Source organism: Arthrobacter sp. CC3 (assembly GCF_039907775.1).
Lineage (GTDB): Bacteria > Actinomycetota > Actinomycetes > Actinomycetales > Micrococcaceae > Arthrobacter.
Genome location: NZ_JARCCY010000017.1, coordinates 1 through 13,470 on the forward strand (window position 1 = coordinate 1; position 13,470 = coordinate 13,470).

At 55.9% G+C, this 13,470-nt stretch carries 12 protein-coding genes; all 12 read right to left on the bottom strand.

Going from position 1 to position 13,470, the window contains the following annotated elements:
• The coding region (locus tag PV761_RS11870) for a VanZ family protein (protein ID WP_347896939.1) at positions 1-441 on the bottom strand (441 nt) is incomplete at its 3' end.
• 324 nt (positions 442-765) lie between these two features.
• Positions 766-1,368 (bottom strand): LPXTG cell wall anchor domain-containing protein, encoded by a 603-nt coding sequence (locus PV761_RS11875; protein WP_347896941.1) that lies wholly within the window; start codon positions 1,366-1,368, stop codon positions 766-768.
• A 171-nt stretch (positions 1,369-1,539) separates the two neighbouring features.
• Positions 1,540-2,733, bottom strand: a complete 1,194-nt coding sequence (locus PV761_RS11880) for a DUF4012 domain-containing protein (RefSeq protein ID WP_347896943.1) — start codon at positions 2,731-2,733, stop codon at positions 1,540-1,542.
• A gap of 710 nt (positions 2,734-3,443) precedes the next feature.
• On the bottom strand, positions 3,444-4,757 hold the full coding sequence (locus PV761_RS11885) for a UDP-glucose/GDP-mannose dehydrogenase family protein (RefSeq protein ID WP_347896945.1): 1,314 nt from the start codon (positions 4,755-4,757) through the stop codon (positions 3,444-3,446).
• Positions 4,758-4,805: 48 nt separating this feature from the next.
• Complete coding sequence (locus PV761_RS11890) at positions 4,806-6,245, bottom strand: sugar transferase (RefSeq protein WP_347897071.1); 1,440 nt, start codon at positions 6,243-6,245, stop codon at positions 4,806-4,808.
• Positions 6,246-6,353: 108 nt separating this feature from the next.
• Positions 6,354-7,547, bottom strand: coding sequence for a glycosyltransferase (locus tag PV761_RS11895; RefSeq protein ID WP_347896947.1), 1,194 nt, complete (start codon positions 7,545-7,547; stop codon positions 6,354-6,356).
• Positions 7,531-8,832, bottom strand: coding sequence for an oligosaccharide flippase family protein (locus PV761_RS11900; protein ID WP_347896949.1), 1,302 nt, complete (start codon positions 8,830-8,832; stop codon positions 7,531-7,533). The genes PV761_RS11895 and PV761_RS11900 overlap by 17 nt, the downstream gene beginning before the upstream one ends.
• Positions 8,829-9,791, bottom strand: a complete 963-nt coding sequence (locus tag PV761_RS11905; protein WP_347896951.1) for a glycosyltransferase — start codon at positions 9,789-9,791, stop codon at positions 8,829-8,831. The genes PV761_RS11900 and PV761_RS11905 overlap by 4 nt, the downstream gene beginning before the upstream one ends.
• 11 nt (positions 9,792-9,802) lie before the next feature.
• The gene (locus PV761_RS11910) at positions 9,803-10,873 is read right to left on the bottom strand and encodes an O-antigen ligase family protein (RefSeq protein WP_347896953.1); all 1,071 of its coding nucleotides are present in this window, start codon (positions 10,871-10,873) and stop codon (positions 9,803-9,805) included.
• 196 nt (positions 10,874-11,069) lie between these two features.
• Positions 11,070-11,834, bottom strand: coding sequence for a WecB/TagA/CpsF family glycosyltransferase (locus PV761_RS11915; protein ID WP_347896955.1), 765 nt, complete (start codon positions 11,832-11,834; stop codon positions 11,070-11,072).
• Entirely contained in the window at positions 11,827-12,393 is a 567-nt protein-coding gene (locus tag PV761_RS11920) for a hypothetical protein (RefSeq protein WP_347896957.1), read from the bottom strand. The genes PV761_RS11915 and PV761_RS11920 overlap by 8 nt, the downstream gene beginning before the upstream one ends.
• Positions 12,394-13,455, bottom strand: coding sequence for a glycosyltransferase family 4 protein (locus tag PV761_RS11925; RefSeq protein ID WP_347896959.1), 1,062 nt, complete (start codon positions 13,453-13,455; stop codon positions 12,394-12,396).
• Between the last annotated feature and the right edge of the window lie 15 nt (positions 13,456-13,470).

Genomic DNA, 13,470 nt, shown 5'->3' on the forward strand with positions numbered 1-13,470 from the left:
GAACCGCCGTATGCGAGGCCCGCACGTACGGTGGTGTGAGAGGTGGGTCGGGAAACCCGACCCACCTACTCGATTAAGCTCCAGGACTCCAGCCCGGGCCGCCAACGCTCCTATGACACAGCCGGCTGTATTTGTGACAAGGTCCAGCGGGCTTGCGAACCGATCGTGAAGAAAGAGCTGCTGCCCCAACTCCATGCAGCCGGAGACCATCAGCCCAAAGGCGCAAAGCTGCCAAAGCCGCTTTGCCGGGTATGCCTGTGAAGCCACTGCGCCGAGCGGCACGAAGAGCACCACGTTGGCTGTGGCCTCGATGAACGCATAATCCACCCAGCCGGGAATGCCCAGGGCGTGGACGAGGAAAAGAAACCCCGCCAACTCGCCTTGGACGGGTTTGTCTACGGGGCTGGGCCAGAAGGCCACCAACGCCAGCGGGGCCAGCATGGCTATGAGGATTGCACGCCAAAGCCAAGGCTGCTCTAGGCGCTTCAAACAGGCCTCAGGACATCCGGAGGAGTGCCAGGGCTGCCACTCCCAGAGCAGCGGCGGCTAGGAGCCCCAAGAGGATGTAGGGGAGTGCCTGCGGAGGGGGGAGCGGTACGGCGAAATTGATTTGCCAGCGTGGTCTGCGCCAATGTCTCCCCATAACTCCTATGAATACCACAAAGGTCGAAAAGTTGGCCTGCGATCTTCGTTAAAAACAGAGGGTGGGTGGTTCTCCGGTTTCCCGGAGAACCACCCACCCTCTTTGGTGCTTGTAGGTTAGCCTTACGCTGCGGCTTCAGCCTTGGCGCGGCGGCGAACCACAACTACCGAGGTTGCGCCGGCAGCCAGTGCGCCTGCGCCCACCAGGGACCAGAGGATCAGGCTGGCATCTGCACCCGTGTTGGCGAGGGCTGCGCCACCACCGGTGTTTGCCAGCGGGCCGCCGCCGGTGTTTGCCAAGCCGGTGCCTTCAACGGTGACGACTGAGGTCGCAGTCTTGCCTGAGGTCAGGCCGGTTGCGGTCAGTGTGTAGGTGCCAGCTGTGTCGAGGGTCAGCGGGACGGCGAATGAGCCGTTGGCGTCAGCCGTTGCGGAGAACGTCTGGGTTGCCAGCGGCAGCGTGATCTTGGACGGTACCGTGCGGCTACCGTTTGAGACGCTGGAGCCGTTTGCTGCCGGGGGGTTGCCCGGAGTCACGGTGATGGTCAGGCCTTCACCGGCAAGGAAGCCGTTGCCGCGGAAGACGAACTGCTCGCCCGGGCCAACAGTGCCGTCAGAAACTGCGGCGTTGGCCGGCGGTGCCGGGTAGGTTGCAGCCATGGAAGGAGCTGCGCCGATAAGTGCAATGGTTCCGGCAAGTGCGAGTGCCGCGAGTGATTTCTTCATGAGTCCCCCTGAGACCGAAATTACGATTGTTGTCACGCATTAGGTGGAGATTTCCGATCCCCCGAGTGACCGTAGGTTGAAATCTCATTTGCTGCCCAACTAGAAGGTAGCACCCCGTGACGGGTGTTACCAAAGTGAATCAAGTCGCTTTACATACTGTTAACGCGATGTCTACTTCCCCGGAATGCATTCTGCCAGTTTCGTCCCAAGAACAACGTCCTTGACTGGCTGCACAGTCGGAGTGACAACCAAGTTCGGTTCGGTGTGCTGGACAATCTTTCCGAAGGTGAGCTCGACCGTGCTGCTTTGGCCAGGCGCCAAAGTTACAGTCACTGATCCAACGGGTCGGTTACTCTGCCTATGCGCGGCGAAGTCCACCTTCCTTCCGTCCACGGTCGACGTTTCAACATTTGCCTGCACGGGACCGTAGGCAATGACGTTTGTCTGTACAGTCCCTGGCGGAACACCGAAGGCACCGTCTCCGGTGACGTAGGCGGGCAGGGATCGGGCGGCGTCCGCGGGTGCTGTGTTGGTACTGGTGACTCGAACTTTAACCTGCCCGTAGTCATCGTCCGTACACTCTTGGATGAGTTGCACTGTGCGCTTGACGTAGTAGTCCATCTTCGCGCCAGTGCCATCGTTGAAGTAGACACCGAACTGTGCTGGAGCGATGCTGGGGCCCGTGACTGAACCTCCTAGAGCGTATTTCGCGATCACTGTCTGTTCGCTGTTATGGGCCGACCAAACAATAACTCGGCCCTCGGCTGTTCCGCGTGTGATTCCCTGGATCAGACCTTTAGGGTCTCCACTACCGCTGGACAGCGCAGCGAAGATTTCCTTCGCCACGCCGGCAAAGTATGCATCCTGTAATTCAGGCTGCCGAATCTTGGCGTAGACATCGGACAGCAGTGTTGGAACAACATTCTTCCCGTTCAACTCAGTAGGCAACCCGTCTCCTGCTAAAGCTATGAGCTCGGGGCTTTTCAATTTGACCGGACCAGTTGCATCTAATACGTACCCAAGGGCGACGGGGTCCAAGGAGAGTACGCCATCCACACGCTGTCCGGTTTTCCTTTCCCACATCGCTTGGGCACTCGTGGCTGCGGTTGGAAAGTCAGGCGTCAGGTTTACGTCCTGCATGAACTTCCCCAGCCGTCCCGAGAATATCTGTGTCTGTTCCGGATCTACTGACAGAGTCGGTGACGTAGTTCCGATGGCACCGGCTGTACTTTGGGCTCCCAGCGTCAGTTTCCCTTTGTCGAGGGTGAGAACAGCCAACGCACCAGGGATTCCACCGGAAGCCCGGACCTCAGCGTTGTTCTGGATCATGATCAAGTAGTTGCGTGGTTGTTCTGCTCCAAGCATGGGAGGAACGATTTGGGCAGCACTAGCCGATGCATCCAATGCGCCCGTCACTGCACGCAACTGCCCCCGGGCTTCAGTCAGTGGCTCAGCTACTTGAGGTAAGAGTCCGCGTACTTCGATTCCGTCTAGTCGTTCAGCCGATGCCCGGACCGCGTGAGCAGCGGAAATAACATTTGGGGAGGCCCTTTGGATCGGTTCCAAGTCCGTCCCGGCACTTTTCGGTAGAAGGCTATCCCAATTAAGGGAGGTGAACACGTTCACCAGAGGCGCCACCCCAAGGGTGGTTACGTCGTCCGCCGCGCGCGCGACTTCGGCTACAGCGCTGAAGTTGGGGCCAATTCCCGGCATTGCAGAAGCCAAGGTCCACAGGGGGTCTCCTGCCGCCTCGTTCGCGGCCGCCGTGTGTGAACGAAGTTTATTGACCGTTTCGGCCGCTTGCTGCGGGTTATCGTTAGCGATGTTCTCCTTAAGAATCGGAATCAACTGAGTTGCGGCTTCGAGCTCGGTCTTTACGACGTTCGCCTTAACGCCTAGCCAAACCGTGGCTATCGCTATCAGAACGGCCACGGCAGCGACCCACACTGTTGTCAATATCAAACGACGGCGCCTCTGACCACGCCTAATCCGGACGCCCGTGGATCTTATGGAGCCGGTTCTCGTGTCATCAGTCTCTGAATCTGTATCGGACCACTCTTCAGTGCGCGCCACGGCTAGGGTCGTCCCAGTCCACGGTAGGTCCAGCCAGCAGCCCGCCATTTTGCAGAGTCGAGGACGTTTCGGCCGTCCAGGATACGCAAGGACGAGACTCGCGATCCGAGTTCGTACGGGTCCATGCTTCGGTATTGCGGCCATTCCGTCAGAAGCAGCAGGACGTCAGCGTTGCCGATTGCTTTATCGAGGTCGACTTCATAGTGAAGCTCTGGGAAGCGCTTTGCGGCGTTTGCCAGGGCCTTGGGGTCGGTCACCGTGACGACGGCCCCCTGAAGTTGGAGCTGGGCAGCGATACTCAGTGCAGGTGAGTCGCGGACGTCGTCACTCTCAGGCTTGAAGGCGGCGCCCAGAACAGTAACCCTCTTTCCCAGGAGCATGCCGCCACAGATCTCGCGGGTTAGTTCAACGACGCGTGAACGACGACGCATGTTGATTGCGTCAACTTCCCTCAAGAAAGTAAGCGCTTGGTCAGCGCCGAGTTCCCCGGCTCTGGCCATGAATGCTCGTATGTCTTTGGGAAGGCAACCACCACCGAATCCAATCCCGGCATGGAGGAATTTACGTCCGATTCTGTCGTCCATGCCTATCGCGTCAGCGAGCCGGGTAACATCGGCGCCTGTTGCTTCGCAAACTTCTGCCATTGCGTTGATGAACGAGATTTTTGTAGCCAGGAACGAGTTGGCTGCAGCTTTGACCAGTTCGGCCGTCGGGTGATCTGTGACAAGGCGGGGCGTCCCTCCTGCCAATGAGCCCTCATAGACCTCATCGAGCACGGCGACGGCTGGATGATCCTCGGAACCACTATCGACGCCGTACACCAGTCGGTCAGGGCTGAGGGTGTCGGCGACGGCGTGCCCCTCTCGCAGGAACTCCGGGTTCCACACCAAGTGGGCAGAGGATTCTTGGGCGCGGACCAGATCAGCCAGTCGCGACGCTGTCCCGACCGGTACAGTTGATTTGCCGACGACTATATTCCCAGGTGCAATGTGCGGCAAGAGCGCAACTGTTGCGGCGTCGACGTATGTCATGTCTGCGCCGTTTTCGCCCTTCTTCTGCGGGGTACCCACGCAGATGAAATGGACGTCGCTCCCGGCAGCGGCTGACATGTCAGTCGTGAAGGATAGGCGACCCGTCTCTTGGACGTCCCGAAGGAGGGATTCCAAGCCAGGCTCGTAAAACGGCGCTGTCGCGTTGGATAGCTCGGCTATTTTTCGTTCATCTACATCTATGCCGACAACTTCGTGACCGAGTTTTGCCATGCAAGCTGCATGGACGGCACCCAAGTAGCCGCAACCGATAACTGAAATGCGCATTGTGATAATTCCTTCCCCCAGAGGGCATTCGTCCGACGTTGAAAGTGATTAGTAGGCGCCAGTGCTGTGAAACACGGCTCGGACAGTTCTTAGAAGGATTACGAGGTCGCCGGCCAATGACCAGTTTTCGACGTAGTAGAGGTCCAGACGGACGGAATCCTGCCACGACAAATTGGAACGCCCGCTGACCTGCCAGAGGCCGGTAAGCCCTGGCTTAACTAACAATCTCCTCCGGACATCGTGTTCATAGGCTTCTACTTCGCGTGGCAAAGGCGGTCGGGGACCGACGAGGCTCATGGATCCAGCAAAGATGTTGAAGAGTTGAGGCAGTTCGTCCAAGCTGTACTTCCGCAGGAATCCGCCGACACGCGTGACTCGAGGGTCGTTCCTTATTTTGAAAAGAACGCCGTTCCCTTCGTTGCGGTCAGCTAGTTCGGCAAGGAGCTGTTCGGCATCGACCACCATAGAACGGAACTTAAGCATCCCAAAATGGACACCTTCGATACCAACCCGTTCCTGTCTGAACAAGATTGGTCCGTGGCTATCGAGCTTGACCATCATGGCAAGTACGGCCATAAGCGGAGCCGAGAGGACTATTAGGACACCTGAGACAACTACATCAAAGAGTCTCTTGGCTACTCGCTGGCCACCCTCCAACGTGGGGGTGGTGACGTGGATCAGGGGCAGACCAGCAACTTGCTGGGTGTGGATTCGAGGGCCCGCGATGTCCGTTAATGCGGGAGCCATGATTAGGCCAACGTTCCGTGCAGCGAGTTCCCAACCCAAGTGACGTAGCGCTTGGGGGTGAAGCTGAACCCCCGCCGACACGGCGACTGCATCAGCCTTACATTCATCGATCGCTTGAAGGATCGACTGTGTATCAGGGCTATATCCCAAGATCGGCAACCCGGAGACTGGCTCGTAGGCGGGAGTTTCTATGGCGCCAGGACTATACGCAGCTACAGGACGGTAGCCGGCGTGCTTAGCACTATCCAGTGACGCCGCCAGGTGGGCAATGGCGCCTGGGCCACCTAGAAGTAGCAGGCGCGACATACTAAGGCCCTGCTGCCGGTTGACGTTCAAGTGTTGGCGTAAGAGCCAGCGGGCAATCAGCAAACCCAACAATCCGACAGGAAGTGCTATGCCAACGTAACCGCGTGCTGTATCTATTCGTAAAACGTAGGAAACAATTGCGACGATTCCGAACAACCACAGGGATGCCGCTGCAACGCGCTTATATTCATCGGGACCTGAACCAAGGACGCGACTCTGTCTACTGTTCCATGCACCGAGCATCACCCACCAAGAAACTGCCAGAGCCATAGACAGCCAGACATAAGTGACTTCATAACCGCTCACTACGAAACTGGGTTCGAGCCCGAACCTGACAACATACGCGCCAGCTACTGCCCAGACCACGACAAAGGCATCAACAATTCCCAGACGGCGGGAGGTTCGTATCCGCCAATCAGACACAATCCCGGCCATCATTCCCCAATGCAGTTCTTTTTCTATTGCGGGCGGATTCCCTGCCCGTGGACAGGATACAGGCGCCCACTGCGGCACGCACAATGTTGCTCATAGACCAAACCATTCTCAAGTAACGCGTTGCCTGGGCCCAGCTTCTACTTTGACCTTGTTCGTTTGCTCATGGCGCACGGCCGCATAGATTTGGTCTAATGAGCGACTCTGAATCGAAATGTCAAATAGTTCCTTGGCCCGGCCCCTTGCTGAGGTTCCCATATTGACGAGATCGTCCTTGTTGGTCATGAGCCGTTCGATGCTAGCTGCCAATGCCTGAGGATCTCGTTCCGGAGATAACAAACCGTCCTTGCCGTCCCGTACAGCTTCCGGAATGCCGGAGTGATACGTGCCAATGACTGGGATGCCTCGCGACATGGCTTCCATGATCACAGTCGGAAGCCCCTCTACGTCCCCACCCGCAGATGCTTTTGAGGGGACCACTACGACGGCAGCTGATGATATTTCGTCCAGAACCTCGGCGTGGCTCAGAGCTCCACGGAATTTGACGTTTAGTCCGAGGGAACTGGCACGGCGCTGCAGGTCCTTCGCGAGGGCGCCACGGCCGATCACAGTGAGGGCGGTCTGCCGCTGTACTCCCGGCAATAAAGATATGGCCTCCAGCAAATCATCAAGCCCCTTCTTCTCTACCAACCTCCCAACAAATAGAAGTCCGCCGCGGTTTGTGAAGGCTGAAACTGCAGCGGGTATTTCGACCCCGACATAGTGGACCAAAGTCACATCGGCCCGGGCTCCTAGCTCTATAGCCATAGCCCGAATATATTCTGAAACACAGATAATGCGACTGGCATACTGCATGGCTGCAGCCAGCTTCCTTCGGTATTTTCGAGCTCGTGAATCCTGTCCGGTCGCCATGGACGAGACATCATAACCGTGCAACGTTATTACGAGGGGTAAGGAATGTCGACGACAAAACTTATATATAGCGTTGGCGTCCGGTCCGAAGTGTGCATGGATAACTTGAATTCCCTCAGCCTTCACGAGGGTATCTAGCCTACGAGACATGCCGAACCGGGAAAGAGCAAAGCGTTGCAACCGCTTCAAAACCCTAAATCGTGACGTGATCGCCCGAGCGCCGAGTCGCAGTCCAATTTCGTCAATCGATAGTCCTGCATATATAGCTTGCGACAATTCGAGATTGCGGGCTTGAAGCTCGATAAAAGTCTCTGAATATGAAAGCCACTCGGTGCGCCAGATTAGAACCTTTAAGTCTTCACCCGAATGCATGTTCTCAAGGCCGATGCTCATGGATTCCTTCTCTTTTCTTCAGCATTCCTTTCATCAAATCGAAATCACTCCTATTTGGAGTGAACGCCGATTTTCCAGAAATGCCGTATCTCTTTGAGTAAAATACTTGATTGAGCGTGCCGCCTAGTCCAGCACAGACCGCCGTGGCAATAGCTGCCCCGAGGGCGCCAAAATGGGGAACGAGCGCAATAACCAAAAGAACGTTCGAAATGGCTGCAATCGTCAGTGAGATGCTCCTGAGATGTGGGTCACCTCGAGAGGCAAGTCCGGCTCCGGCAATGGAACCTGGTGCGCCCACGGTGAATCCAACGGCCATTATGCCAAATAGAAAGGTAGCGAAGGCAAACTCCTCACCAAACAGAGTAGGGAGGAAAAGAAGACAAGCGCCAAAGGAAACGAAGCTAATAATCATTGTGCCGAAAAAAGCGACTCTGCTCGCAATAACTATTCGATGTGGATTCGGACTTGAACTTTCAGCAGAAAACATGACGTCGCGAATTGCGTTGGATCCAACTAGCATCAGCTCGGCAACATTAACCGCCACGGCATAGATACCCAGCTCGTAACTGTTGGACAACGGAAGCATCAAGAGCTGGTCGAACCTCAGGAGCAGGACTCCGGCGAGGGATCCGAACCAGGCGCCCGTAGCGAACCGATAAATTTCGTTGGTTCTAGGACCCTCCAAGGGAATGACGGCGTGCCGTCGTCTAGCGAACCAAAGGTAAAGATACACAACTCCGCCGACAGCTTGAGTCGACACGATAGCCAGGGAAGCCGACAGGACATTAAGGTTATCGGCGGCGATTAGAAACAAGATTGCAAACAGTCGCAAAAGTGCCGTAATGAAGCGTTCCAAATTCACAAGCATCCATAGTTGCCGCCCGGCGGCCATTCCTCGTAAGAGACCTCCGGCCAAACATACGGGAAGAATAAGTGAACATAGGAAGATGGTTGTTGACAGAGACGTGTCTCCACCTGCAAGGAAGTCGTGGGTCAATCCTATGCCCAGAACTCCAACGGTTGAACCGGCGGCAAGCCCTATCCAGATAGACAACAAGGTCCTCTTGGTGTGCTGATTCTTAGACACGAAATAGGTGGCAGCTTCCGGTAGCCCCAGCCCGGCCACTGTCAGAGCGAGGAGAACAGGGGTCGTAGCGGCAGCAACCTCGCCGCGACCGACCGCGCCGAGGGAGCTGGCTAGCAGTGGTGCAGTTATTGCCCCGCTCAGAGGTACGAAGGCGTTCCCGGCTGTGTTGATGAGGGCAAACCGTCCTAGGCGGCTCACGCGGAAGACTCACGGCTAGGCAGTGATGATGACATTTTGAAGCGCTGGGCGCCGAGGGCAGCTGCCCGGCGCAGGCCGGCGTAGAAGTAGAGACCGAAACGAGTCTTTAGGCAGCCAAGTAATTGAAATGCGCGCCAATAGCCGCTTAGCTGCTTGGGTTCGACGTACTCTGACGCCGGCTTGCCGTAGTCGACGTGTCTAGATAAACCTCTAAGCCACAAAGTTGTGAGCCTCAGTTGTCTCTTGAACTCAGATAAAGGATTCTTGGATCCATACGTAAACCACCATTCGCGACTAAGGAGCCGAGCCTCCTCAATAACGGCCGCATTGACGTTACCAGTGATCGTCGACACGGAAATCAATCTTCGTACAACCGGTTCCTTGTGCAAAATAATTCCTGTGGGGAAGACCCTGGCTATTCTGAACCAAATGCAGTAGTCGATCAATCGACGTGCTTTCGTGAAACCGCCGACAGCGAGTGCCGCGTCTCTTCGTATTAGGGTTGCCGAACTGCAGATTGGATTACCCCAAAGCAGATCTCGGTGGGACACTCTTGCTGGCTCAGCCGGAGGGCCTGGCACTTGGTAAGAGACATTCTCAGGGGCCACTTCGGCGAAAGCATGGACAACTGCATCAGGCCGGGCTGCGACCGCGGCCGCGAAGATGCCAGCAGCCCCTGGTAGCAGCTGATCATCGGCATCCAGATAGAGAACCCATTCTGCGTTGGCAAGTGTTAGCAGCACTTGGCGTGTCTCACCCACCCCGTAATTCACGGCATTCTGAACTAACGTAACTGAGGGCTGCGCCGCGGCGACTGCCGCTGTCGTATCTTGGCTGGCGTCGTCGCACACGACCACTTGGAGAGGCTGATGAGACTGATCCACGACCGAAGAGATGGCAGCTTGAAGATGCTCCGAGGCGTTGTATGCGGGGATTAGAACATCCCAATTTAGTTTCATTGGTAGGATCCTCAAATTCTGGCAAGCCACGGTTTGAAGTGAAGGCGTTCACTGTCCGACTGGGGAGATCTCGACAAATTTTTTGCGTAGGTTACTGACAAAATAGTCACCAGGACGGCTATTGATGACGGATACATCAATACTGGATCGAAGAAAGTTGTGACAATGGCAAAGACCCAAAGCAAAGATGCAGTTAGGGAACGCGCGGTGGATGCAATCGCGGAAACTAGAGCGATAGCGAAAATGAGACATCCGACAATACCGGTTTCCACATAAAACTGAAGAAATCCATTATGAACGCCCAATCCTTGGGGCAAATACTTCTCCGACATGCCCCATCCAATACCCCAAATGTTCGGGCGTGGCGCCAAGTCCAGGGCATGCTGCCATTGAATAAATCGCCAGCCACCGGCGTTTGCGGTTCCGGCAAACCCCCCAGTCTGAAAAAAATCTTCGAATCTTGACAGAAAAGTTGCCCCGACGACCACAGCCACAAGAGCTGACCCGGCTACGAAAGGCCAAACAGTTTTTGGGCGCACTGCTACTGCGATAAGCATGACAATCCCGAATACAATAATGGCTGTTCGGCTGCCGCTAAGCATCAAAGCAGCAACTGGTGGCCCGATGAGGACAATTCGCTTGGCCAGAGGTCCAAGTCGGATTACTTGATACAGTGCGTAAAGACCCAAAGTGTATGCGGCGAAATTTGGATGTCCGAAAAGACCGCCATAGCGCAATCCTTCACCTTCGACGTTTCCCCAGGGTGCAGGCCAAGATGTTATCGGCTGTGCGACGATGATTAGCGAAGAAATCATAACTATTGTATTCAGGATGATGCTAATACTTCGTCTATCCTCGGCTGTGCCGAGATAGACCGCAACGCAGAGTAAAGCCACGCCAGCGAATCGAGCAACGTTGAACAATACGTCTGCTCCGTGAGCAGCTATCGATAATGAGAGCAGCGCTACTATTCCGATTGGCAGCACTAGTGGACCCGATAGCTGCACCGCCGGAAACCGCCTCATTAGCGCTGTTCCAAGGATCGCGGCGCCGCACGCCGAAACAACGTTGTCGGCGGTCATTCCGCCAACTGGAATAGTCGAGAACAGGATTGGCCCGGACAAAATAAAGCCGGCCCCCATCCGCAATGGCCATTTGAAGATGATCGGCGCTACAAGTAGGACTCCCAACACACCAATAGCGACCGTGAAATCTGATCGGACGGTCAGAATTGCAATGGCGATCGTAACGACCCCTGCGGCTGCGAAGGGGGCGGCCCTATTTCCCGAGTCGGCGCCCAAGTCCCACTCGTTTCAACATTGCCAGCATTAGCGGGGCGCATTCGAATACATACCGCCGGAACAGACGACGAGGCTCTCTTACCAGCCTATAGAGCCATTCGCATCCCAAGCGTTGGGCCCAAATCGGGGCGCCTGGCGTGCTTCCATGCCACATCTCAATAGCTCCACCGACACCAATCACCATGGCATGAATTTCTGGAGATTCGTGGAGCAACCGGCCCAAAGTCTCGCCCCGTGGCGATCCAAGTGCAGTCAGTATCAGGTCTGGTTGAGTCTTGGCGACGTCGCCCACAATCAAGCCAAAGTCGCACTCGTTAATCTGACGCTCGTTGCGATAGACAATCGACTTGCCCTGAGCTTCGACAACCTTTTGAAGATCGTCGCTGGCCTTTGACGAGCCGCCAATAGTGGCGATGCGAACGTGAGGTGTTTCACCCTCAAGGATCAGGTCTAGCGCTTGGCGGCCTGTAACTCTGTCGATCGCCGTTCCGGACCAAACACGTGTGTACCACCGGAGTGGCCAACCGTCTGCCGTTACTTTTGTTGCCGCGCGAAGATCATCGAGGCTTCTAACTGATTCTGCGGCTACATATACATGCTGCAGGTTAACGGTCTGAATTCTCCCCTTTCGGGTTTGCTCAAGGTAGTTGAGCAAGTTGTCCGTTGAGGTCAGGATATTCCCGTTCGCAGAGAAATCCTCCCAAGTCGAAAGGACAAGCCCGGCGCCGAGCCGCTCACCCATTTTGATCTCCTTGGGGGATTGTTGCTGCAATTGAATCCTCGCGGCGCTTGTTGAGGGTTCGTGCTTTCGATCCGGCGACTGTAACTGAATTGGGCGCGAGATCTTCGAGTACCAGGCTGCCGGCACCAATAACGGAACCATCTCCAATTTTTACATCCCCGAGAACCATGACGTTGGCTCCCATTTCGACATTGCTGCCGATTTTCGGCGCATCCGATCCCGACACGCGGGAACCAAGCGTCGTGCCATGCCTCAAGACGACGTCCGATCCTATGATCGTGGAGGCATTGATGACTATTCCATGAGCATGGTAAACACGACACCGTGGCCCCAGTTGTGTACTGGGGGGCACATCAAACGATAAACCGAATCGTGAGTAGAGAAGATAGGGCAGCACGAATGGAATTGAGACTAGGCGCGCGGCACGGCCGGCGAATGGTAGTCTCTTGCCAAGTTGGGCAATTCTAAACAATAGCAATAAAATTTGAATTTCGGGACGTTCCTTGTTCACCGCCCAGTCGGACAGTAAATAGGATCGAACTTCGCCATTCGGTTTCACTTAGGCAACCCCCTCTGCAGCCTTATAGGCCACTTCCATAGTGCGGATAACGTGCCGTGTCGTGGCATTTTCCATGACCCACTCCCGGGAGCGTTGGCCAAAAGCTGCAGTCCGGTGGGGGTCTTCGGCCAACGCGCAAATCGCATCTGCGATTTCGTCCGGGTCATGATCGACCCGAGTGACACCCTGTTCCTCACCCAATTGGCCCAGTTCGCCTACGGAGGTCGTCACAATGGCAAGGCCACGGGCCATTGATTCGAGGACAAACATGGGTAGTACTTCTCGTCTGGACGGCAGGCAGGCGATTTTTGCGGACGCCACGGCTGCTAGTAGCTCGTGCCGCGAAGCATTACCCAGATATGTCATTCCGCCTGGGAGATTTTGCACCTCGACGTCTGAGAGTGGACCGAAGACCTGGCAAGTCGCCCCGGGGACTTTGTTCGTCACAAGGGGCCATGCCGCCTTGAGCAAGTCAAAACCCTTCCTTTGACTCAGCTCGCCTCCGAAAATCACGGTTGTCGGCCGTTGCGCCATGACTGAAACATCCGAGTCCATGGGTGGGTTGAGGGGATTCGCCAACGTCACCGATCCAGTGTCAGGCGCGATCCCTTTGACGATTGAGGCCGAAACGGGGCCGAGGGAAAAGACAACATCCGCCCGTTTCAGGAGGCGCCTGGCCGCCGTGGAACTCCAATCCCCGTGGTCGTGGACGAAGTCTGCTCCGTGAATGGTTACGGCGAGTCCGCAACCGAGTAGCGACATGAAATGCCCGACCATCCCTTCTCTGATAAAGGATCCACGTTCGCTGACATGTAGGTGCACCCAAAAAGGACCATCAGTAATGCGTTTCTTGACGAGTAGGAGCAATGCCCGCAATGCACGTACCAGCCCGTAATCTCGGTCTGAACTGGACCAGGTCGCCATTGGAATGTGCCGCAATGATCCGTTGGGAATGGAAGTGAGTTCATCAATGACGGTGGAGATTCCGCCAGTCTCCCGCACTGCAGGACCGCAGTGAAAGACGCTTTTCAGGGGAGCCCTGAACCGCCGTGTGTTGAGCATTTATGGTTCCTTCGA